Below are 21,533 nucleotides of genomic sequence, written 5' to 3'. Positions count from 1 at the left end.
GCGCGGGGGAAACCTGTCTGTAGACGCGCGGATGAAACGCCTCTTTCATCCGTGAACGCTTCTTGTGCGGTTGCTTTGCCGGTATAAAATCGGGGTTTGATACGGAGAACGCCGATGGCCGAGGCAAGCTGGGACGACCTGCAGCTCTTTTACGTGGTGGCGGAGACCGGCGGGCTTGCGGGCGCCGCACAGCGCACCGGCATTTCCCCGCCGACGATCGGCCGGCGCATGCTGGCGCTGGAACGCACGCTCGGGCGCACGCTGTTCCTGCGCTCCCACAGGGGCTATCAGCTTGCCCATGATGGCGAGATCCTGTTCGAGCGGGTCAAGGCAATGCAGGCGGTGGCCAATGGTATTTCCGAATGGCACGGAAATGCCTTCGCCCTGCCGATCGTCACGACCGCTGCGGAACGCTGGCTCGCCCCCTTCGTCGCCGAAAACGCCGGACATTTGCGGGATGTCTCAGACCCCTACCGACTTTGCTGCAGCATGCTGGAAGAACCCGCCGGGCTTTCCCGCAGGGGCACGGATATCGCGCTGATGTTCGAGCGGCCGAAGAGTGGCAATCTCGCCGTCCGCCCCGCCGGGCGGCTTGCCTATACGATTTACCGTGCCGCAGCCAGCGCGCCCGGTGACGACCTGCCGTGGATTTCGCTCGGCACGGAGATGGCGCGGACGGCCGCCGACCGATACGTCTTCGAGCATCATGAGGCCGGCATCTTCACCTGGACCAGCGATCGCGAACTCATGCCATCGCTAATCGCCAACGGCGCCGGACGCGGCATCCTGCCGGTCTATCTTGGCGATGCCGATCCGCGGCTGAAGCGGGAGGGCGGGGTGATCGGCGAGGTTACGCATCCGGTCTTCATCGTTGCTCATGATGACGAGCGCCACCGGAGCGAGGTTCGCACGGTGATGGATCGCATCGCGGCCCTGCTGAAGCAGCACGAACAGCGGCTTTGCGGCATTGCACCCGTCACCGCCTTCGCGGCTATACAAAAAAGCCAGAAACGTCTATAAGCGCGCGCACAAGGGAGTAAAGCGGGCCGGCCGAAAACCGGGCGCTTTGGCCCATTCCCGGTCTGTGATCGTGGAAGGGCATGAAAAAACAAAAAGCTGGAGCGTTTGCCTCAACCAAGTGGTGAAGACAGCGTTTCCCGGACAGGTGACGACAGATGAATAGCGCGAAAAACTGGACCCCCGGAAGCTGGCGCAAGAAGCCCATCCTTCAGGTCCCGGACTATCCGGATCAGGCGAAGCTCGCCGAAGCCGAGGCCGCACTCGCAACCTATCCGCCGCTGGTGTTTGCCGGCGAGGCGCGTCGCCTGAAGCGGGCGCTGGGCGAGGTGGCCGAGGGCCGCGGCTTCCTGCTTCAGGGCGGGGACTGCGCCGAAAGCTTTGCCGAGCACGGCGCCGACACCATTCGCGATTTCTTCCGCGCCTTCCTGCAGATGGCGGTGGTGCTGACCTTCGGCGCCCAGCAGCCGGTGGTCAAGGTCGGCCGCATTGCCGGCCAGTTCGCCAAGCCGCGCTCCAACCCGAACGAGACGATCGACGGTGTGACGCTGCCGAGCTATCGCGGCGACATCATCAACGGCATCGATTTCACCGAGGAAGCCCGCATTCCCGATCCGCAGCGCCAGCTGATGGCCTACCGCCAGTCGGCCGCGACGCTGAACCTTCTGCGCGCTTTCGCGATGGGCGGATATGCCAACCTCGAGAATGTGCATCAGTGGATGCTCGGTTTCGTCAAGGACAGCCCGCAGGGCGAACGCTATCAGGCGCTCGCAGACCGGCTGTCGGAGACGATGTCTTTCATGCGCGCGATCGGCATTCGCGCGGAAAACAATCATGCGCTGTCGGAGACCGATTTCTTCACCAGCCACGAGGCGCTGCTGCTTGGCTATGAGGAGGCGCTGACCCGCGTCGATTCGACCTCCGGCGACTGGTATGCGACGTCGGGCCACATGATCTGGATCGGCGACCGCACCCGCCAGGCCGATCACGCCCATATCGAATACGCCCGCGGCATCAAGAACCCGCTCGGTCTCAAATGCGGCCCGTCGCTGGCCGAAGACGATCTGCTACGCCTGATCGACGCGCTGAATCCGGAAAACGAGGCCGGCCGTCTGACGCTGATCTGCCGTTTCGGCCACGACAAGGTCGCCGATCACCTGCCGCGCCTGATCCGTGCCGTCGAGCGCGAGGGCAAGAAGGTGGTCTGGTCCTGCGATCCGATGCATGGCAACACGATCACGCTCAATTCCTACAAGACAAGGCCGTTCGAACGGATCCTGTCGGAGGTCGAGAGCTTCTTCCAGATCCACCGCGCAGAGGGCAGCTATCCCGGCGGCATCCATATCGAGATGACCGGCAAGGACGTGACCGAGTGCACCGGCGGCGCCTGGGCGCTGACCGGCGAGGACCTGCACGACCGTTACCACACGCATTGCGACCCGCGGCTCAACGCCGATCAGGCGCTCGAACTTGCCTTCCTGCTCGCCGAGCGGATGAAGACGGCGTACGAGGAAAAGAAGCTCGCCATCAACGGCTGATCTTTGTTCCGGAAGATGAGGCGGGATCGGTCGTCCAGAATGACGGCCGATCCCGCAATGCTTTTAATGCAAGAAATAGCAATTTCATCGCTGTTTCACAGGCTTGTCGCAGCGTGATTTAGCCTTGGTTAAGGTTCGCCCGCTAGTGTCGGGAAAGTGTATTGCGTTGCTTTCCGGATCGCTCCATGTGGACCCGCCATCATAAATCGAGAATCTACGGCCGTCTGGTCGTTCCCGCTATCGCGGCGTGCTTTCTCAGCTATTTTGTCTATCATTCGATTCACGGCGATTATGGCCTGAATGCTGCGAAGCGTTTCGAGGCTCACAAGGAGCTGAACCAGCGTCGTCTCGACAAGCTGGTGGCCGAGCGCGAGGCGCTGGAGCAGCGCGTCAAGCGACTGTCCGACGGCTCGCTGATGAAGGATGCGCTGGATGAGCGGGCGCGTTATGCGCTGAACCTCCTGAAGCCCGACGAAATCGTTATTTTTGACAGAAACCTCTAATAAACCGAAATCACGTTAACTGCAATTTTCGTGATATATATCAATACTATAATTAACATTGAATTGCGGTAAATCTAGCATTGCCGTGCCGCACAAAACTGCCTATTGTGACTGCCAATTCCACGTCTTTCCTTCAAAAGGAGGCCTTGATGGCGTCGCAAGCGTCCGCTTCACGGAAAACCCCAAAAAAAGAAGATAACAGCCGGATCGTCGAGTTCGATCGCGATCAGGAAATGCATGCGCTCCGCGAAATGCTGATGATTCGCCGTTTCGAAGAGAAAGCCGGCCAGCTTTATGGCATGGGCTTCATCGGCGGTTTCTGTCACCTTTACATCGGCCAGGAAGCTGTCGTTGTCGGCATGCAGATGGCACTGAAGGATGGTGACCAGATCATCACCAGCTATCGTGACCACGGCCACATGCTTGCCACCGGCATGGAAGCCCGCGGTGTCATGGCCGAGCTCACCGGTCGCCAGTCCGGTTATTCCAAGGGCAAGGGCGGCTCGATGCACATGTTCTCCAAGGAGAAGGCGTTCTACGGCGGTCACGGTATCGTCGGCGCGCAGGTGCCGCTCGGCGCCGGCCTCGCCTTCGCCAACCAGTATCGCGGCGATGACAAGGTTTCCGTCGTCTATTACGGAGACGGTGCTTCCAACCAGGGCCAGGTTTACGAGACCTACAACATGGCCCAGCTCTGGAAACTGCCGGTCGTGTTCGTGATCGAGAACAACCGTTATGCCATGGGCACCTCGGTGTCGCGCTCGTCCGCCGAAACCGACTTCTCCAAGCGCGGCGCCTCGTTTGGCATTCCGGGCATCCAGGTCGACGGCATGGATGTGCGCGCCGTGATGGCCGCCGCCGAAGAGGCCGAGAGCTATGCCCGTTCCGGCAAGGGACCGATCATCCTCGATATGCAGACCTATCGCTATCGCGGTCACTCGATGTCCGATCCGGCGAAGTATCGCAGCAAGGACGAAGTGCAGAAGATGCGCTCCGAGCATGACCCGATCGAGCAGGTCCGGCAGCGGCTTCTGGACAGGAAGTGGGCGACCGAGGATGAGCTGAAGGCCGTCGACAAGGATGTCCGCACCATCATCTCCGATGCCGCCGACTTCGCCCAGACCGATCCGGAGCCGGATGTTTCCGAGCTCTACACCGATATCCTGCGCTAAGACGGGGAGGGATAACATGCCTACCAATATTCTCATGCCGGCCCTCTCTCCGACGATGGAAGAGGGTAACCTTTCGAAGTGGCTGAAGAAAGAAGGCGACAGTGTCGTCGCCGGTGACGTGATCGCCGAGATCGAAACCGACAAGGCGACGATGGAAGTCGAAGCCGTCGACGAGGGCACGATCGGAAAGATCCTCGTTGCCGAGGGCTCCGAGGGCGTCAAGGTCAACACGCCGATCGCCGTTCTCCTGGAAGAGGGCGAAAGCGCCGACGATATCGACGCTTCCGCCGCAGCCCCCGAGAAGGCGGCCGCCCCGGAAGTCTCCGAGGAAGAAAAGCCCAAGGCCGATCCGAAGCCGGTTCCGGCAGAGCCCAAGGCCGAGGAGGTCGCTTCCGATCCGGATATTCCGGAAGGCACGGAAATGGTGACGATGACGGTGCGTGAAGCACTGCGTGACGCCATGGCGGAAGAAATGCGCTCCGATGGCGATGTCTTCGTCATGGGCGAGGAAGTCGCCGAGTATCAGGGCGCCTACAAGATCACCCAGGGTCTCCTGCAGGAGTTCGGTCCGAAGCGCGTCGTCGACACGCCGATCACCGAGCATGGCTTTACCGGTGTTGGCATCGGTGCGGCACTTGCCGGCCTGAAGCCGATCGTCGAGTTCATGACCTTCAACTTCGCCATGCAGGCGATGGACCAGATCATCAACTCCGCCGCCAAGACGCACTACATGTCCGGCGGCCAGATGGAGAGCTCGATCGTGTTCCGCGGCCCGAACGGCGCTGCCGCTCGCGTTGCAGCGCAGCATTCGCAGTGCTACGCCGCCTGGTACAGCCACATTCCGGGTCTCAAGGTCGTCATGCCTTACACGGCTGCCGACGCCAAGGGCCTGCTGAAGGCTGCGATCCGCGATCCGAACCCGATCATCTTCCTCGAAAACGAAATCCTCTACAGTCACAAGTTCGAAGTGCCGAAGCTCGATGATTTCGTGCTGCCGATCGGCAAGGCCCGCATCCACCGCAAGGGCAAGGATGCGACGCTCGTCTCCTTCGGCATCGGCATGACCTATGCCATCGAAGCGGCCGAGAAGCTTGCCGAAGAAGGCATCGATGTCGAGATCATCGACCTGCGCACCATCCGCCCGATGGATCTGCCCACCATCGTCGAATCGGTGAAGAAGACCGGTCGTCTGGTCACCGTCGAGGAAGGCTTCCCGCAGTCCTCCGTCGGGACCGAGATCGCCACGCGCGTCATGCAGCAGGCCTTCGATTACCTCGATGCGCCGATCATGACGATCGCCGGTAAGGACGTTCCGATGCCCTACGCCGCCAACCTCGAAAAGCTCGCTTTGCCGAACGTTGGTGAAGTCATCGATGCGGTCAAGGCCGTCTGCTACAAGTAAGGGAGCCGATAGATGCCCATCAAGATTACGATGCCGGCGCTTTCGCCGACCATGGAAGAGGGCAATCTTTCCAAGTGGCTGGTCAAGGAAGGCGACAGCATTTCGGCCGGCGACGTGATTGCCGAGATCGAAACCGACAAGGCGACGATGGAAGTCGAAGCCGTCGATGAAGGCACCGTTGCCAAGATCGTCGTGCCCGCCGGCACGGAAGGTGTTGCGGTCAATGCCCTGATCGCGATCCTTGCCGAGGAAGGCGAGGATGCAGCCGAGGCCGCCAAGGCGGCCGAAGGCGGCGACGCACCTTCCACGTCCGAAGCCCCGAAGGAAGAGCCCAAGGCCGAAAAGCCCGCTTCCGAAAGCACCGGCGACAAAGTCGCCAAGGGCGGCATTCCGTCTTCCGATACGCCGGTTCCGGAACCGAAGGCTCCGGCCGTTCCGAAGGCCGATGGCGAGCGCATCTTCGCCTCGCCGCTCGCCCGTCGTCTCGCCAAGGAAGCCGGTCTCGACCTGACGGCGCTTTCCGGTTCCGGCCCGCATGGCCGCATCGTCAAGCGCGATATCGAGAAGGCTCAGAGCGAGGGCGTCGGCAAGGCTGCACCCGCTGCCAAGCCGGAAGCCGCCAAGGCCGAGGATGTCGCCCCGATCGCCAAGCCCGCATCCGACGATGCCGTGCTGAAGCTGTTCGAGGAAGGCTCCTACGAGCTTGTGCCGCATGACGGCATGCGCAAGACGATCGCCAAGCGTCTGGTCGAATCCAAGCAGACCATCCCGCACTTCTATGTGACGGTGGACTGCGAGCTCGACGCGCTTCTGGCACTCCGCAGCCAGCTCAACAAGGCTGCGCCGGTCAAGGACGATAAGCCGGTCTACAAGCTCTCGGTCAACGACATGGTCATCAAGGCCATGGCGCTTGCGCTCCGCGATGTCCCGACCGCTAACGTCTCCTGGACGGAAAGCAACATGGTCGTGCACAAGCATGTCGATGTCGGCGTTGCCGTCTCGATCCCGGGCGGTCTGATCACCCCGATCATCCGCAAGGCCGAGGAAAAGCCGCTCTCCGTCATCTCCAACGAGATGAAGGACTTGGGCAAGCGCGCCAAGGAAAAGAAGCTGAAGCCCGCCGAATATCAGGGCGGAACGACGGCTGTTTCCAACATGGGCATGATGGGCGTCAAGGACTTCGCCGCCGTCGTGAACCCGCCGCACGCCTCGATCCTCGCCGTTGGCGCGGGCGAGAAGCGACCGGTGGTCAAGAACGACGAACTGACGATCGCGACGGTCATGTCGGTGACGCTTTCGACCGACCACCGCTGCGTGGACGGTGCGCTGGCTGCCGAAGTTCTGGCCGCGTTCAAGGGCTATATCGAAAGCCCGATGTCGATGCTCGTCTGATCACGGAGTGAACGGCCATGAAGACGGTTCTTTGCTATGGCGACAGTCTGACCTTCGGGCATGACCCGATCGGACAGAACCGGCATGCCCACGAGGACCGTTGGCCGATGGTGCTGCAAAAGGCTCTGGGGGAGGGCGTTTACGTTCTCCCCGAGGCGCTTGGCGGCCGCACCACGGCCTATGATGATCACACCGCGGCAGCGGACCGCAACGGCGCCAGGCTTCTGCCGACGATCCTTGCGAGCCATACGCCGATCGACCTCGTCATCATCATGCTCGGCACCAACGATCTGAAGCCATGGACCGGTGGCGGCGCGTTTTCGAGCCGCAACGGCTTGAAACGGCTGATCGAGATCATACGTTCGCATCCTTATCCGTTCGACCATCAGGTCCCGGAGATCCTTGTCGTTGCGCCGCCGCACGCCGTGCCGACAGCCAACGACACGGGCATGGGCTTCCTGAAGGGCATCGTCGAGCAGTCGCAGATGCTGTCGACCTTCTACAGCGAGCTCGCCGACGAATTCGGCTGCGGCTTTTTCGATGCCGCCTCTGTTTCAAAGGCGAGCCCGGCGGATGGCGTGCATCTCGACGCCGAAAATACCCGGGCGATCGGACGCGGCGTTGAGCCGATGGTCCGGATGATGCTCGGGCTCTAGTTTTGATGTGCATTTGACAGGAATCAAGGAGTGATCACGGCCGGCGGCTAGCTTTGGATATGAACTCAACGTGGAGGAAATATCCAATGTCAAACACGCCGCACGAACTGGCCGATGAATTCCCGGAATTTGCCGAGAAGATGCACAGGCTGAAAGTCGAGGATGCGCATTTTGCGAAGCTCTTCGACGACTATCACGAGATAAACCGCGCGATCCATCGCGCGGAGGCGAAAATCGAGCCGACGGACGACCTGCATATGGAAGATATGCGCAAGCGCCGGATGGTTCTGAAGGATGAAATCTACGGGATGCTGATGACCTGAGGTCCGGCATCCCCCAAGCGGGCCGGGCGGTTTCGCCCGGCTCCCCGTAAAGGAGATGAGCCCCGTGTCTCAGAACTATGATGTCCTCGTCATCGGCGCCGGTCCCGGCGGTTATATCGCCGCCATCCGCGCTGCCCAGCTTGGTCTGAAGACCGCCGTCGTCGAGCGCGAACACCTCGCCGGCATCTGCTCCAACTGGGGCTGCATCCCGACCAAGGCGCTGCTGCGCTCCGCAGAAGTGCTGGACAACACCAATCATGCCAAGGAATACGGGCTGGTCATCGAAGGTCAGGTCAAGGCTGATCTGGAGGCCATCGTCAAGCGTTCGCGCGGCATTGCCGAGCGGATGAATTCCGGCGTTGCCTTCCTGATGAAGAAGAACAAGGTCGACGTGATCTGGGGCGAAGCCACGCTCACGAAGCCCGGCGAGGTTTCCGTTTCCGAGACGAAGAAGAAGATCGTCGAGCCGCAGGGTCCGAAGCCCAAGAACGCGCTCGGCGCCGGCACCTACACGGCCAAGCACATCATCGTCGCCACCGGCGCCCGTCCGCGCGCTCTGCCTGGCATCGAGCCGGACGGCAAGCTGATCTGGACCTATTTCGATGCTCTGAAGCCGGCCAAGCTGCCGAAGTCGCTGATGGTCATGGGCTCCGGCGCCATCGGTATCGAATTCGCTTCGTTCTACCGTTCGCTCGGTGTCGAGGTGACGGTGGTCGAGGTGATGAAGCAGGTGATGCCGGTCGAGGATACCGAGATCGCCACCTTCGCCCAGAAGCGGCTTGAGAAGCGCGGCATCAAGATCATGCTTGAAGCCAAGGTTGCCAAGGTCGAGAAGGGCAGCGACTCGATCACGGCCCATGTCGAGACCAAGGACGGCAAGGTCGAGAAGATCACCGCCGACCGGATGATTTCGGCCGTCGGCGTCCAGGGCAACATCGAAAACATCGGCCTTGAAAAGCTCGGCATCAAGACGGATCGCGGCTGCATCGTCATTGACGACTACTGCAAGACCAATGTCGAGGGCATCTATGCGATTGGCGACGTCGCCGGCCCACCGATGCTAGCCCACAAGGCGGAGCATGAGGCCGTCATCTGCGTCGAAAAACTGGCCGGCCAGAAGGGCGTCCATCCGCTCGACAAGCGCAAGGTTCCGGGCTGCACCTACTGCAACCCGCAGGTCGCTTCCGTCGGTCTCACCGAGGCCAAGGCCAAGGAAGTCGGCTATGACGTGCGCGTCGGCCGCTTCAACTTCGTTGCCAACGGCAAGGCCGTTGCACTCGGTGAGGACCAGGGCATGGTCAAGACCGTCTTCGACAAGAAGACGGGCGAGCTGCTCGGCGCCCATATGGTCGGCGCTGAAGTCACCGAGCTGATCGAGGGTTTTGTCGTGGCCATGAACCTCGAGACCACCGAGGAAGAGCTGATGCACACGATCTTCCCGCATCCGACGCTGTCGGAAATGATGAAGGAAAGTGTGCTCGATGCTTATGGGCGTGCACTGAACGCCTGATTCCTCTATGGTCGGTGCGCGGGCAATATTGCCCGTGCCCTAACTGAAGTGCAGGGAGACACATCACATGGAAGAACAGGGTGTAGGCTGGATTGCAGCCATCATCATCGGCGGCATCGCCGGCTGGCTCGCCGAAAAGTTCATGAAGTCCGACATGGGCGTATTCATGAACATCATCCTCGGTATCGTCGGCGCCATTGTTGCCAACGCCATCCTCGGCGTTTTCGGCATTGTGCTGGGCGGCTGGCTCGGCTACCTCATCGCCGGCTTCATCGGCGCTGTGATCCTGATCTGGGTCGGACGTCTGATCCGGCGCTGAAACTCATAAACAACAAGTGGACTGCCGACCGGAGAGGGGTCGGCCGTCCGCAAGGACAGGCAGATGGTTACGCTTCTTGATACGACAGGCGACGCATCCAAGCGGGTGCGCCATCCCGAAAAAGCCCACAGGCCCGATACGGAGGTCCTGCGCAAGCCGGACTGGATCCGCGTCAAGGCGCCGGTTTCGCGCGGCTACCAGGAAACCCGCGGCATCGTGCGGGAAAACAAACTGGTCACGGTCTGCGAGGAAGCAGGCTGTCCGAATGTCGGCGAATGCTGGGACAAGAAGCATGCCTCGTTCATGATCATGGGCGAGATCTGCACCCGCGCCTGCGCCTTCTGCAACGTCTCGACCGGCAAGCCCGGTGCGCTCGATCAGAACGAACCGGAAAACATCGGCAAGGCTGTCAGCCAGATGGGTCTGCAGCACGTCGTCATCACCTCCGTTGACCGCGATGACCTGGCAGATGGTGGCGCTGAACATTTCGAGAAGGTGATCTACGCCATCCGCGCGGCATCGCCCTCGACCACGATCGAGGTGCTGACGCCCGACTTCCTGCGCAAGCCCGGCGCGCTGGAGCGTGTTGTTGCGGCTCGTCCGGACGTCTTCAACCACAATTTGGAAACCGTGCCGTCGAACTACCTGACGGTGCGTCCGGGCGCCCGCTATTTCCATTCGATCCGGCTTCTGCAGCGGGTCAAGGAACTCGACCCGAACATGTTCACCAAGTCGGGCATCATGGTCGGCCTCGGCGAGGAACGCAACGAAGTGCTCCAGCTGATGGACGACCTGCGCACCGCCGATGTCGACTTCCTGACCATCGGTCAGTACCTGCAGCCAACGCGCAAGCACCACCGCGTGGTCAACTTCGTCACGCCGGACGAGTTCAAGTCCTACGAGACGGTTGCTTACACCAAGGGCTTCCTGAAAGTCTCGGCAAGCCCGCTGACCCGCTCGTCCCACCACGCCGGCGAGGACTTTGCCCAGCTGCGCGAAAACCGCGCGAAGAAGCTGGCGATGGCGGCCGAGTAAACATCGCCAACTCCACCGTTTCGACGGGCGTCATCCTCGGGCTTGTCCCGAGGATCTAACCACCTTCCAGCACGAGCGGAGCTGGCGGTCGTCGGTGTGCCTTATTTTATACGATGTTTCGTCCGATACGCCTGTCGCGTTGATGCGTGCTTGGATGCTCGGGACAGGCCCGAGCATGACGGCGGAGCGAGGGGCAGGCGTTCTCAACGCTCCGAGCGCGCATTCCCGCTCAGAGCGAGCGGTTGATTCGCGCCGCGACAACCGCTAAAGACCCCCGCTCCGGTTCTCGGAGGAGGGGGCGTTTCATGAACCGTATCGACATCGCGGAAGCAGCCGCGCGGCTGAAGACGGCGCGGCGGGTGATGGTGCTCGGTTGCTCGGGCAGCGGCAAGTCGACGCTGTCGCGAAAACTCTCCGAACGTTTCGGCCTTCCTCACATTTCCATGGATCGCGATGTCTTCTGGCTTCCTGGCTGGGTGATACGCGACAAGGCCGAGATCAGGGCCCTCGTCGAGAGGTTTTCGCAAGGCGAAACCTGGATCTTTGACGGCAACAACACCGAAACCATGCCGCCGCGGATGGCCCGCGCCGACCTCATCCTTTGGCTTGTTCCGCCACGACGGGTCAGCCTCTGGGGCGCCCTGAAGCGCATCCCCACCTCCTATGGCCGGGTGCGGCCCGACATGGCGCCTGGTTGCCCGGAGCGCATTGACCTCGACTTCCTGCGCTATATCTGGAACTTCAACCGCAGGACTCTGCCCAAAATGGAGCGGATGGTGGAGGAGAATGGCGCGGACCTGCCCGTCTGCCTTTTGAAATCACACCGCGCGGTCAATGAATTGCTTGCGCTTTGCGCCGAGGAACATTAGCTCAGAACCATGCCAGAGTTTCAGACCACACGACACGTCAACCACTCCGCTGAGCGGATGTTCGATCTCGTCGCCGATGTCGAGCGCTATCCCGAATTCGTGCCGCTTTGCGATTCACTCATCGTGCGCTCGAAGCGCGAGAACGAGGGCAAGACCCTGCTGATCGCCGACATGACCGTCGGCTACAAGGGCATCCGCGAGAGCTTCACCACCCAGGTTCTGCTGAACGAGGAAGAGCATGCCATCGACGTCAAATATGTCGACGGCCCGTTCCGCTTCCTCGACAACCGCTGGCGCTTCCGCCCCGATGGCGACAAGGCCTGCACGATCGAATTCTACATCAACTATGAATTCAAGAACCGCATCCTCGGCGCCATGATGGGCTCGATGTTCGATCGCGCTTTCCGCAAGTTCGCCGAAGCCTTCGAAAAGCGCGCCGACGAAATCTACGCGTGAGCGAGGCCTTCGAGCATGCCGAGCGCCGTGCGCACCGTCGCGCGGCGAATGGCGGCGCGGCCGATGTCGCCATAGCGGCTTTCGATATGGTGCAGGCGACCGGCACGGTCGCGTGCGGCAAGGTGGACGAGGCCGACGGGCTTTTCTGGGCTGCCGCCCGTCGGGCCGGCAATGCCGGTCACGGCGACGGAGAGATAGGCATTCGAACGCCACAGCGCGCCGGCCGCCATCTGTAGAGCGGTTTCGCGCGATACGGCGCCATATTCTTCGAGAATGGCCGGGTCGACGCCCAGCATGTCCATCTTCGCTTCATTGGAATAGGTGACGAAGCCGCGGTCGACCACGGCCGAAGACCCCGAGATCTCGGTCAGCACCGCGGCGATCAGCCCGCCGGTGCAGCTCTCTGCAGTGGCAATCATCTGGCCGGTTTCGGTGCAGTGTGCGATCAGCGTGCGCGCGCGTTCGGCGAGGTCGTCATCCAGTATGCTCATGTCATTTTCCCGTAGCTGACGCTGGCGGTGGCGATGGCGGCGATGCCTTCGCGGCGGCCGACAAAGCCGATGGTTTCGTTGGTGGTCGCCTTCACCGAGGCGCGATCGAGCGTGATCCCGAGGCAATCGGCAATGTTCTGGCGCATGGCAAGGCGGTGCGGCCCGACCTTCGGCGCTTCCGCGATCAGGCTGACATCGGCATTGAGAATGACGCCGCCCTTGTCATGGACGATCTTTGCGGCGTGTTTCAGGAAGATGCTGGAGGCCGCGCCGCGCCACTGCGGATCCGATGGCGGAAAGTGATCACCAATATCGCCTTCGCCGCAGGTGGCGAGCAGGGCATCGGTGAGCGCGTGAAAGGCGACATCGGCATCGGAATGGCCGGAAAGTGCCATATCATGCGGCATGAACACCCCGCAAAGCGTCACGCCGTCGCCCGGCACCAGCTTGTGGACGTCATAGCCGTTGCCGGTGCGGATATCCGGCAGGGCAGGGCGGGTGAGCTTTTCATCGGCCATGGCGATGTCCCGTCGGTAGGTAAGTTTGACATTGTCGGCGAGCCCGTCGACCAGCTTCACCGGAATGCCCGCCCACTCGGCAATGCCGGCGTCGTCGGTAAAGTCAGCGTGGCCGCTGGCGGCGGCGCTGCGATGGGCCGCAAGAATGGGCGCAAAGGCAAAGGCCTGCGGCGTCTGTGCGGCAAAGAGACCGCTGCGCGCCACGGTTTCGGTGACGATGTGATCGGTATCCGCCTTTTTCAACGTGTCGGCAACCGCGATGGCCGGCAGGATCGCATCGCTGCCGGCTCTCAGCCCGTCACAGACGCGTTCCAGCAGCGCAACGTCGAAGAAGGGACGCACCGCGTCGTGAATGAGGACATGGCTGGGGTTGCGTTCGGCGAGCGCCTCCAGCCCGTTCAGCACAGACTGCTGGCGCGTCGTCCCGCCATGGACGATGCGGATGCCGGCATTCTCGGGTACGGCAGCCGCAAACAGCGCCTCATCGTCCGGATGGATCACGGCGACCACGCCGGCCGTGGCGCCGCCCCATTCGGCAAACACCGAAAGCGTGTGGGCGATGACCGGTCGACCGCCGATGGGGCGGTATTGCTTCGGCCCTTCCTCCGGCGCACTGGCGCGTTCGCCGCGGCCCGCGGCCACGATGACAACGCCTGGATTGAAGCTTTCGTTTGCTGACATAACCGGTTAAGAGCCCCAGTATGATTCCCGATGGCGCGACCTTACCCGCCTTGCACCAATTTTCCAGCATTTGCCTAAATTTTGTGAAGGATAGGCGAAATGGCTTGGCAAAGGGTAGGGACTTGTCTAAAAATAGGGCAGTGTGATGCGCTGCATGAAAGATAGTCATTTGCCAGTTCCCAATCCATCGGATTCTTTCGAAATCGGCAATGTCAAGCTGCGCAACCGGGTTGTGCTGGCGCCGATGTCCGGCGTCACCGATCTTCCGTTCCGCAAGCTAGCCTGGCGTTATGGCGCAGGCCTTGTCGTCACCGAGATGATTGCCAGCCGCGAACTGACCTTCAACACGGCCGAAAGCTGGGCGCGGCTGAAGAGCGCCGGGCTGAGGCCGCATATGGTCCAGCTTGCCGGCCGCGATCCGCATTTCATGGCCGAAGCCGCCCGCATCGCCGAGGCGAACGGGGCTGACATCATCGACATCAATATGGGCTGCCCCGCCAAGAAGGTGGTCGGTGGCTATACCGGCTCGGCGCTGATGCGCGAACCGGAGACGGCGCTCGCCATCATCGCGGCAACGGTCTCCGCCGTGAAGGTGCCGGTCACTGTGAAGATGCGGCTCGGCTGGGATCATGACAGCCTGAACGCGGCCGAACTCGCGAAGCGGGCGGAGGATGCCGGCGTTCAGGCGATCACCGTCCACGGCCGCACCCGCATGCAGTTCTACACCGGTCGCGCCGATTGGGACGCGGTCGCACGCGTCGCGGCTGAGGTCTCCGTCCCCTTCATCGCCAATGGCGATATCGAAACCCGCGCGGATGCCGCCAATCTCCTGGCCCGTCCCGGCGTGACGGCGGTGATGACGGGCCGGGCAACGCAGGGCCGGCCCTGGCATGCCGGCGTCCTTGCCGGCGCCGTTGAGCCCACCCGCGCAGACATCAACGCAATCGTTCTGGAGCATTATCAGGACATGCTTTCCTTCTACGGAACCGACGTGGGCGTGCGTCACGCCCGCAAACATCTCGGCTGGTATATCGACCGGCTTGTCGCCGATGCGCCCGCCGCAGCCAAGGCCGAGATCATGACGGCGCGCGATCCCGCCTTTGTTCTTGCCCGGCTGGAGCGTCTGCTCGAAGGCGCAGGCGAAGAAAGGAAGGCAGCATGAAACCGTCGCAGGGTGGCAGATCCGCCGATGGCGTTGCCATCGAGGTTCTGAACGCAATCCAGAACCCGGTCGTGCTGGTGGAGGAGAGCGGGCATATTTCCTATGCCAACTGGGAGGCCGAAGTGTTCTTCGGCGCCAGTGCCGCGCATCTTTCGCGCCGCGTGCTCTCCGATTTCATCCCGTTCGACAGCCCGCTTCTGGCGCTCATCGCGCAGGTGCGCGAACGTCAGGCGCCGGTCAACGAATATCGCGTCGACCTGTCCTCGCCAAAGCTCGGCCAGGAGAAACTCGTCGACATCTACGTCGCGCCGGTGGGTGAAGAAGGGGCCGTCGTGCTGGTCTTCCAGGTCCGCTCTATGGCCGACAAGATCGACCGCCAGCTCGTGCACCGTGCCGCAGCCCGTTCGGTGACGGGATTGGCATCGATGCTGGCCCATGAGATCAAGAACCCGCTTTCCGGCATTCGTGGGGCCGCCCAGCTCCTCGAAACCAATGCCAGCGACGACGACCGGGCGCTGACGCGGCTGATCTGTGATGAGAGCGACCGCATCGTTTCGCTCGTTGATCGTATGGAAGTGTTCTCCGACGAGCGGCCGATTGATCGTGTGCCGCTCAACATCCACTCCGTGCTCGACCATGTGAAGGCGATCGCCAAGGCCGGCTTTGCCCGCGACATCAAGATCACCGAGGAATACGACCCCTCGCTGCCGCTGATCTTCGCCAACCGCGACCAGATGGTGCAGGTCTTCCTCAATCTGGTGAAGAATGCCTGCGAAGCGGTCGCCGACCGGCCGGACGCCGAGATCTTCCTCACCTCCGCCTATCGTCCCGGCATCCGCATGTCGGTTGCCGGCACGCGGGAAAAAATCTCCCTGCCGCTCGAGTTCTGCGTGCAGGACAACGGGCCGGGCGTTCCGCCGGACCTGATGCCGCACCTCTTTGATCCGTTCATTACCACCAAGACCAACGGCACGGGCCTCGGCCTGGCGCTGGTCGCGAAGATCATCGGAGCCCATGGCGGCATCATCGAGTGCGAAAACATGAGCGGACGCACCACATTCCGCATTCTCATGCCGGTTTCGAAGGACGTTCTGCCGCTGCCGGTAGAACCCGACGGCCAGAAGACAGGAAAAGACTAAGATGACAGCTACCATTCTTGTCGCCGACGACGATGCCGCCATCCGCACGGTGCTGAACCAGGCGCTGAGCCGGGCGGGTTACGATGTCCGCATCACCTCGAACGCCGCCACGCTGTGGCGCTGGGTTTCGGCCGGCGAGGGCGATCTGGTGCTGACCGACGTGGTCATGCCGGACGAAAATGCGTTCGACCTTCTGCCGCGCATCAAGAAGTCGCGGCCCGAGTTGCCCGTTATCGTCATGAGCGCGCAGAACACCTTCATGACGGCGGTGCGTGCGTCGGAGAAGGGCGCCTACGATTACCTGCCGAAGCCCTTCGATCTGACCGAACTGATCGCCATCGTCGGCCGGGCGCTTTCGGAGCCGAAGCGCAAGCCGGCGCCGCTTGGCGACGACATGCAGGATGGCATGCCGCTTGTCGGCCGCTCCGCCGCAATGCAGGAAATCTACCGCGTCCTCGCTCGCCTGATGCAGACCGATCTGACGCTGATGATCACCGGCGAATCCGGTACCGGCAAGGAACTGGTGGCGCGCGCGCTGCATGACTACGGCAAGCGCCGCAACGGTCCTTTCGTTGCCATCAACATGGCCGCTATTCCGCGTGACCTGATCGAATCCGAACTGTTCGGTCATGAGAAGGGCGCCTTTACCGGTGCCCAGACCCGCTCCTCCGGCCGCTTCGAACAGGCTGAGGGCGGAACGCTGTTCCTCGACGAAATCGGCGACATGCCGATGGATGCCCAGACCCGGCTGCTGCGCGTGCTGCAGCAGGGCGAGTACACAACCGTCGGTGGCCGCACGCCGATCCGCACCGATGTGCGCATCGTTGCCGCCACCAACAAGGATCTCAAGCAGTCGATCAACCAGGGCCTGTTCCGCGAGGATCTCTACTATCGCCTCAACGTCGTGCCGCTGCGCCTGCCGCCGCTGCGCGAGCGTGCCGAGGACATCGGCGATCTGGTGCGGCACTTCGTCAACGAGGGCGAGGTCGAGGGGCTCGGCGGCAAGCGCTTTGAGCAGCAGGCGCTCGATGCGATGAAGGCCTATCCCTGGCCCGGCAATGTCCGCGAGCTTGAAAACCTCGTGCGCCGGCTGATGGCGCTCTATCCGCAGGAGGTCATCACCCGCGAGATCGTCGAGCAGGAACTCCAGGCCGACCAGCCGGAGGCGCCCGCCGAAGGGGCCACGGTGCGCAATGGCATGCCGACGATCGCCCAGGCCGTCGAGGAGAACATGCGCAGCTATTTCGCCGGTTTCGGCGAGAGCCTGCCGCCGCCCGGCCTCTACGAGCGAGTTCTGAACGAGGTCGAGTACCCGCTGATTCTCGCGGCACTGACGGCGACGCGCGGCAATCAGATCCGTGCTGCCGATCTTCTTGGATTGAACCGCAACACGCTGCGCAAGAAGATTCGCGAACTCGGCGTCTCGGTCTATCGCAGTTCACGGGGATCGGCGAACTGATGTTCTGCTTCAATCGACCCCTGTAGCGAATTGAAATCACAATTCTCTATCTACTTTTTCGGCATCGGGACCTTTTTCGCCCCGATGCTTGCCGTTGCATTTGTGCCACATTCTGTTGCATATGCTCCTCAGGGGATGGAAAGCACCCGCATGACTGAGTCGGCGGGAGCATGGCGCGCGGCGGGTTAGGGTCAGACCGGCTGCAAGAGAACGGTGGTTATGACGGCGGACAGCGAAACAGGCAGCGACATCTTCCGCGCGAGACCGGTGGAGGAGGATGGAACAGGTGCTCCCGAAGCGCCCTATGGCAGCGGGCGGGCGCGTGCGATCCTGAGATCGCCCGGCATGTTCCTTGTTGTCGGCGCGCTGCTGACCGCGTTCCTATCGCTTTTCGTCCTGCTTGGCCTGACACCGATCAAACCGACCGGCCACGTCGTGGTCGGCCTTGTGGCCGCAAACTCCCTGTTCGTGCTGGCGCTGATCTTCCTGATCGGCCGCGAAGTGGTTACCCTTCTGAAGGCGCGCAGCCGCGGACGGGCCGCGGCACAGCTCCACATCCGCATCGTCCTGCTGTTTGCGATCGTCGCCGTAACGCCGGCCATCCTGGTGGCAATTTTCGCGACGCTGACGCTGAATGCCGGCCTTGACCGCTGGTTTGCGATGCGCACCCAGACCATCGTGCAGTCGTCGCTCAATGTGGCGCAGGCCTACATGATGGAGAATGCGAGCTATCTGCAGGGTCAGACCCTGTCGATGGGCAACGATCTCGAGCGCAACCGCTCGCTCTATTTCCTAGACCGCACCGGCTTTGCCGACATGATGACGCGACAGGCGCGTGGCCGTGGGCTGCTCGGCGCGTTCCTGGTGCGCAAGGATGGTAGCGTCATCGTGCAGTCGGATGCGAGCGACAAGACGCCTCTGCCCGACATTCCGCAGGACGCGCTTGAAAAGGCCGCCGCCGGCACGCCGACGCTGATACCGCCAGGCGACACCAACCTCGTCGGCGCCATCATCGCGCTGGAGGCCATTCCCGACAGCTTCCTCTATACCGTTCGCGCCGTCGATCCGAACGTCATGGGCGCGATGCACATGATCGAGGATAACGTCTCCGAATACTCCTCCATGGAGGAGGGTCGGGTCTCGATCCAGATCGCCTTCGCCGTGCTTTATCTCGGCTTCGCGCTGATCGTGCTGCTTGCCGCCATCTGGACCGGTATCGCCGTGGCCGACCGGATCGTGCTCCCCATCCGCCTTTTGATCGGAGCAGCCGACCAGGTCGCCTCCGGGGACCTGAAGGTTGCCGTGCCGGTGCGCACCATTGATGGCGACGTCGGCCGGCTTTCGGGGACGTTCAACAAGATGGTGGCCGAAATCCGGGCGCAGCAGCGCGAAGTGCTGCTTGCGAAGGACGAGGTGGACGATCGCCGCCGCTTCATCGAGGCGGTGCTTTCCGGCGTGACGGCCGCCGTCATCGGCGTCGACGAAACGCGCACGATCACCATCGTCAACGTCTCGGCCGAGGATCTGCTGGCGGCGCCCGCCGATCAGCTGCTTGGCCAGAGCCTCGGCGATGTCGCGCCGGAACTCGACGTGGTGATGACGGCCGCGATGCGCCGCAGCCGGCAAAATTTCCGCCAACAGATCAATTTGTTCCGCCATGGCAAGGAGCGGACGCTTTCGGTGCAGGTCACGCGTGAGGATTCGCGCGACGGCACGAATTCCTGGGTGATCACACTGGACGACATCACCGACCTCATCATCGCCCAGCGCTCCTCTGCCTGGGCCGATGTGGCGCGCCGTATCGCCCACGAGATCAAGAACCCGCTGACACCGATCCAGCTTTCCGCCGAGCGGATCAAGCGCCGGATCGGCCGCAAGATCGAGGATGAGGACGACCGCAAGGTGTTCGACCAGTGTACCGACACGATCGTGCGACAGGTCGGCGATATCGGCCGGATGGTCGACGAGTTCTCCTCGTTTGCCCGCATGCCGAAGCCGTCGAAATCAAGCGGCGATTTGCGCACCATCATCACCGATGCAATGTTCCTGACCGAGATGGGCCGCACCGACGTGAGCTTCCAGCGCGAGTTGGGCGACGTGCCGCTGGAGGGGCTCTTCGACGATCGCATGCTCGGACAGGCCTTCGGAAACATCATCAAGAACGCTGTGGAAGCCATTGAATCTCTGCCGCATTCGCAAGAGGATCCCGGCAGGATACTGGTCCGCGCCAGCCACGATGCGACCCGCGACCGCTACATCATCGACTTCATCGACAACGGCAAGGGATTGCCGGTCGAAAACCGCCACATGATCCTCGAGCCCTATATCACCATGCGTGAGAAGGGCACCGGGCTTGGCCTCGCGATCGTGCGCAAGATCATCGAGGAGCATGGCGGCAAGCTCGAACTGCATGATGCCCCGGCCGATTTCGCCAACGGCCGCGGCGCGATGATCCGCGTGGAACTGCCGCACGTACATGATGGCGACACCGCACGGGAACAAAAAGACAGGGAAGACAACGATGGCCTCTGATATTCTTGTCGTCGACGATGAAGCCGACATCCGGGATATTGTTTCGGGTATCCTGTCGGATGAGGGGCACGAAACCCGCGTTGCTCATGACAGCGACAGCGCGCTTGCGGCAATCTCCGACCGGGTTCCGCGGCTGATCTTTCTCGATATCTGGATGCAGGGGAGCCGGCTCGACGGCCTGGCGCTGCTGGAGGAGATCAAGAGCCGCTATCCCGAACTGCCGGTGGTGATGATCTCCGGTCACGGCAACATCGAAACGGCGGTTTCCTCGATCAAGCGCGGCGCCTTCGATTTCATCGAGAAGCCGTTCAAGGCCGACAGGCTGGTGCTGATCGCCGAGCGGGCGCTGGAGAACTCGCGGCTGAAGACCGAGGTTCAGGAACTGAAGCGCAAGAGCGGTGATCCCGAGGAGCTTGTCGGCTCGTCGCTGCTGGTCTCCCAGCTTCGCCAGACGCTGGAGAAGATCGGCCCGACCAACAGCCGGGTGATGATCTTCGGCGCTTCCGGCTCCGGCAAGGAGGTGGTGGCTCGCCTGCTGCACAAGCGCAGCCAGCGCGCCGAGGGGCCTTTCGTGGCCTTGAACGCGGCAGCAATCACGCCGGAAAACATGGAAATCGAGCTCTTCGGCGTCGAGCCCGGCGGCGGCCGGTCGCGGAAGACCGGTGCGCTCGAACGCGCCCATCGCGGCACGCTGTATCTCGATGAGATCGGCGAGATGCCGCTTGAGACCCAGAAGAAGATCCTGCGGGTTCTGGTCGACCAGCAGTTCGAACGCGTGGGCGGCAGCCGCCGCGTCAGCGTCGACGTCCGCATCATTTCCTCCTCGGCGCTGGACCTGCAACTGCGCATTGGCGACGGGCTTTTCCGGCAGGACCTCTACCACCGGCTCGCCGTGGTGCCGGTGCGCATACCGGGGCTTGCCGAACGGCGCGAGGATATTCCCTTCCTCGTCGATTTCATCATGCGCCAGCTCTGCGATCAGGCCGGCATCCGCCAGCGCCAGATCGGCGATGACGCGATGGCGATCCTGCAGGCGCATGACTGGCCGGGCAATATCCGCCAGCTCCGCAACAATCTGGAGCGTCTGCTGATCCTGTCGCGCGAGGAAACCGGCAATGCGCCGATCGGCGCCGATCTGTTGCCGGCTGACCTCTCCGACGTTCTGCCGCAGATTCAGACCTCCGGCGACGCCCATATCATGACGCTGCCGCTGCGCGAGGCGCGCGAGCGCTTCGAGCGGGATTATCTGATGGCGCAGATCAACCGCTTCGGCGGGAATATCTCGCGCACGGCGGAATTCGTCGGGATGGAGCGGTCGGCGCTGCACCGCAAGTTGAAGTCCCTTGGCATCTGATCAAA

20 protein-coding genes are annotated in these 21,533 nt (G+C 62.3%); 18 read left to right on the top strand and 2 right to left on the bottom strand.

Annotated features, from left to right (window positions below):
* Positions 1 to 114: 114 nt before the first annotated feature.
* The 13 genes from TM49_RS16615 (at position 115) to TM49_RS16555 (ending at position 12,192) form a co-directional block, all read left to right on the top strand.
* Positions 115 to 1,020, top strand: a complete 906-nt coding sequence (locus TM49_RS16615) for a LysR family transcriptional regulator (RefSeq protein ID WP_045682922.1) — start codon at positions 115 to 117, stop codon at positions 1,018 to 1,020.
* A gap of 155 nt (positions 1,021 to 1,175) precedes the next feature.
* Positions 1,176 to 2,555, top strand: coding sequence for a class II 3-deoxy-7-phosphoheptulonate synthase (locus TM49_RS16610; RefSeq protein ID WP_045682921.1), 1,380 nt, complete (start codon positions 1,176 to 1,178; stop codon positions 2,553 to 2,555).
* Between the two features lie 185 nt (positions 2,556 to 2,740).
* The gene (locus TM49_RS16605; protein WP_045682919.1) at positions 2,741 to 3,058 is read left to right on the top strand and encodes an FtsB family cell division protein; all 318 of its coding nucleotides are present in this window, start codon (positions 2,741 to 2,743) and stop codon (positions 3,056 to 3,058) included.
* Positions 3,059 to 3,207: 149 nt separating this feature from the next.
* Positions 3,208 to 4,230, top strand: coding sequence for a pyruvate dehydrogenase (acetyl-transferring) E1 component subunit alpha (pdhA, locus tag TM49_RS16600; protein WP_045682917.1), 1,023 nt, complete (start codon positions 3,208 to 3,210; stop codon positions 4,228 to 4,230).
* 16 nt (positions 4,231 to 4,246) lie between these two features.
* Entirely contained in the window at positions 4,247 to 5,632 is a 1,386-nt protein-coding gene (locus TM49_RS16595; RefSeq protein ID WP_045682915.1) for a pyruvate dehydrogenase complex E1 component subunit beta, read from the top strand.
* Between the two features lie 12 nt (positions 5,633 to 5,644).
* Positions 5,645 to 7,024, top strand: coding sequence for a pyruvate dehydrogenase complex dihydrolipoamide acetyltransferase (locus TM49_RS16590; protein ID WP_045682913.1), 1,380 nt, complete (start codon positions 5,645 to 5,647; stop codon positions 7,022 to 7,024).
* Between the two features lie 17 nt (positions 7,025 to 7,041).
* Positions 7,042 to 7,680, top strand: coding sequence for an SGNH/GDSL hydrolase family protein (locus TM49_RS16585; RefSeq protein ID WP_045682911.1), 639 nt, complete (start codon positions 7,042 to 7,044; stop codon positions 7,678 to 7,680).
* Positions 7,681 to 7,766: 86 nt separating this feature from the next.
* Positions 7,767 to 8,003: an HP1242/YdcH family protein gene (locus TM49_RS16580; protein WP_045682908.1), complete on the top strand. Its 237-nt coding sequence runs from the start codon at positions 7,767 to 7,769 to the stop codon at positions 8,001 to 8,003.
* 64 nt (positions 8,004 to 8,067) lie between these two features.
* The gene (lpdA, locus tag TM49_RS16575) at positions 8,068 to 9,513 is read left to right on the top strand and encodes a dihydrolipoyl dehydrogenase (RefSeq protein ID WP_045685372.1); all 1,446 of its coding nucleotides are present in this window, start codon (positions 8,068 to 8,070) and stop codon (positions 9,511 to 9,513) included.
* A 67-nt stretch (positions 9,514 to 9,580) separates the two neighbouring features.
* Entirely contained in the window at positions 9,581 to 9,832 is a 252-nt protein-coding gene (locus TM49_RS16570) for a GlsB/YeaQ/YmgE family stress response membrane protein (RefSeq protein ID WP_045682906.1), read from the top strand.
* Positions 9,833 to 9,895: 63 nt separating this feature from the next.
* Entirely contained in the window at positions 9,896 to 10,867 is a 972-nt protein-coding gene (gene lipA / locus TM49_RS16565) for a lipoyl synthase (protein ID WP_045682904.1), read from the top strand.
* 305 nt (positions 10,868 to 11,172) lie between these two features.
* The gene (locus TM49_RS16560) at positions 11,173 to 11,736 is read left to right on the top strand and encodes a P-loop NTPase family protein (protein WP_045682902.1); all 564 of its coding nucleotides are present in this window, start codon (positions 11,173 to 11,175) and stop codon (positions 11,734 to 11,736) included.
* Between the two features lie 9 nt (positions 11,737 to 11,745).
* Complete coding sequence (locus TM49_RS16555; RefSeq protein ID WP_045682900.1) at positions 11,746 to 12,192, top strand: type II toxin-antitoxin system RatA family toxin; 447 nt, start codon at positions 11,746 to 11,748, stop codon at positions 12,190 to 12,192.
* Here the strand turns inward: TM49_RS16555 and TM49_RS16550 are convergent.
* A complete protein-coding gene (locus tag TM49_RS16550; protein ID WP_045682898.1) occupies positions 12,183 to 12,683 on the bottom strand; it encodes a CinA family protein in 501 nt (166 codons plus the stop codon). The two genes, TM49_RS16555 and TM49_RS16550, sit on opposite strands and share 10 nt — an antisense overlap.
* The gene (locus TM49_RS16545) at positions 12,680 to 13,882 is read right to left on the bottom strand and encodes a bifunctional 2-C-methyl-D-erythritol 4-phosphate cytidylyltransferase/2-C-methyl-D-erythritol 2,4-cyclodiphosphate synthase (RefSeq protein WP_045682897.1); all 1,203 of its coding nucleotides are present in this window, start codon (positions 13,880 to 13,882) and stop codon (positions 12,680 to 12,682) included. The genes TM49_RS16550 and TM49_RS16545 overlap by 4 nt, the downstream gene beginning before the upstream one ends.
* A gap of 145 nt (positions 13,883 to 14,027) precedes the next feature.
* Between TM49_RS16545 and dusB the strand changes: the two genes are divergently transcribed.
* The 5 genes from dusB (at position 14,028) to ntrX (ending at position 21,528) form a co-directional block, all read left to right on the top strand.
* Positions 14,028 to 15,044 carry a tRNA dihydrouridine synthase DusB gene (gene dusB / locus TM49_RS16540; RefSeq protein WP_045682895.1) on the top strand — a complete coding sequence of 339 codons (1,017 nt, stop codon included), beginning with the start codon at positions 14,028 to 14,030 and terminating at the stop codon, positions 15,042 to 15,044.
* Positions 15,041 to 16,183, top strand: coding sequence for a two-component system sensor histidine kinase NtrB (locus TM49_RS16535; RefSeq protein ID WP_045682893.1), 1,143 nt, complete (start codon positions 15,041 to 15,043; stop codon positions 16,181 to 16,183). The genes dusB and TM49_RS16535 overlap by 4 nt, the downstream gene beginning before the upstream one ends.
* A 1-nt stretch (position 16,184) precedes the next feature.
* Positions 16,185 to 17,642 carry a nitrogen regulation protein NR(I) gene (gene ntrC / locus TM49_RS16530; protein ID WP_045682892.1) on the top strand — a complete coding sequence of 486 codons (1,458 nt, stop codon included), beginning with the start codon at positions 16,185 to 16,187 and terminating at the stop codon, positions 17,640 to 17,642.
* Between the two features lie 267 nt (positions 17,643 to 17,909).
* Complete coding sequence (locus TM49_RS16525; RefSeq protein WP_045685370.1) at positions 17,910 to 20,174, top strand: sensor histidine kinase NtrY-like; 2,265 nt, start codon at positions 17,910 to 17,912, stop codon at positions 20,172 to 20,174.
* Entirely contained in the window at positions 20,164 to 21,528 is a 1,365-nt protein-coding gene (gene ntrX / locus TM49_RS16520; RefSeq protein WP_045682890.1) for a nitrogen assimilation response regulator NtrX, read from the top strand. Before TM49_RS16525 ends, ntrX begins: the two co-directional genes overlap by 11 nt.
* Positions 21,529 to 21,533 lie beyond the last annotated feature (5 nt).

The sequence above is a fragment of the Martelella endophytica genome (assembly GCF_000960975.1).
GTDB lineage: Bacteria > Pseudomonadota > Alphaproteobacteria > Rhizobiales > Rhizobiaceae > Martelella > Martelella endophytica.
This window is presented reverse-complemented; position numbering and strand designations above follow the sequence as displayed.

Coding starts and splice junctions, on each gene's coding strand:
- TM49_RS16615 (WP_045682922.1), top strand. CDS start 115: ATGGCCGAGGCAAGCTGGGACGACCTGCAGCTCTTTTACGTGGTGGCG.
- TM49_RS16610 (WP_045682921.1), top strand. CDS start 1,176: ATGAATAGCGCGAAAAACTGGACCCCCGGAAGCTGGCGCAAGAAGCCC.
- TM49_RS16605 (WP_045682919.1), top strand. CDS start 2,741: ATGTGGACCCGCCATCATAAATCGAGAATCTACGGCCGTCTGGTCGTT.
- pdhA (WP_045682917.1), top strand. CDS start 3,208: ATGGCGTCGCAAGCGTCCGCTTCACGGAAAACCCCAAAAAAAGAAGAT.
- TM49_RS16595 (WP_045682915.1), top strand. CDS start 4,247: ATGCCTACCAATATTCTCATGCCGGCCCTCTCTCCGACGATGGAAGAG.
- TM49_RS16590 (WP_045682913.1), top strand. CDS start 5,645: ATGCCCATCAAGATTACGATGCCGGCGCTTTCGCCGACCATGGAAGAG.
- TM49_RS16585 (WP_045682911.1), top strand. CDS start 7,042: ATGAAGACGGTTCTTTGCTATGGCGACAGTCTGACCTTCGGGCATGAC.
- TM49_RS16580 (WP_045682908.1), top strand. CDS start 7,767: ATGTCAAACACGCCGCACGAACTGGCCGATGAATTCCCGGAATTTGCC.
- TM49_RS16570 (WP_045682906.1), top strand. CDS start 9,581: ATGGAAGAACAGGGTGTAGGCTGGATTGCAGCCATCATCATCGGCGGC.
- lipA (WP_045682904.1), top strand. CDS start 9,896: ATGGTTACGCTTCTTGATACGACAGGCGACGCATCCAAGCGGGTGCGC.
- TM49_RS16560 (WP_045682902.1), top strand. CDS start 11,173: ATGAACCGTATCGACATCGCGGAAGCAGCCGCGCGGCTGAAGACGGCG.
- TM49_RS16555 (WP_045682900.1), top strand. CDS start 11,746: ATGCCAGAGTTTCAGACCACACGACACGTCAACCACTCCGCTGAGCGG.
- TM49_RS16550 (WP_045682898.1), bottom strand. CDS start 12,683: ATGAGCATACTGGATGACGACCTCGCCGAACGCGCGCGCACGCTGATC.
- TM49_RS16545 (WP_045682897.1), bottom strand. CDS start 13,882: ATGTCAGCAAACGAAAGCTTCAATCCAGGCGTTGTCATCGTGGCCGCG.
- dusB (WP_045682895.1), top strand. CDS start 14,028: ATGCGCTGCATGAAAGATAGTCATTTGCCAGTTCCCAATCCATCGGAT.
- TM49_RS16535 (WP_045682893.1), top strand. CDS start 15,041: ATGAAACCGTCGCAGGGTGGCAGATCCGCCGATGGCGTTGCCATCGAG.
- ntrC (WP_045682892.1), top strand. CDS start 16,185: ATGACAGCTACCATTCTTGTCGCCGACGACGATGCCGCCATCCGCACG.
- ntrX (WP_045682890.1), top strand. CDS start 20,164: ATGGCCTCTGATATTCTTGTCGTCGACGATGAAGCCGACATCCGGGAT.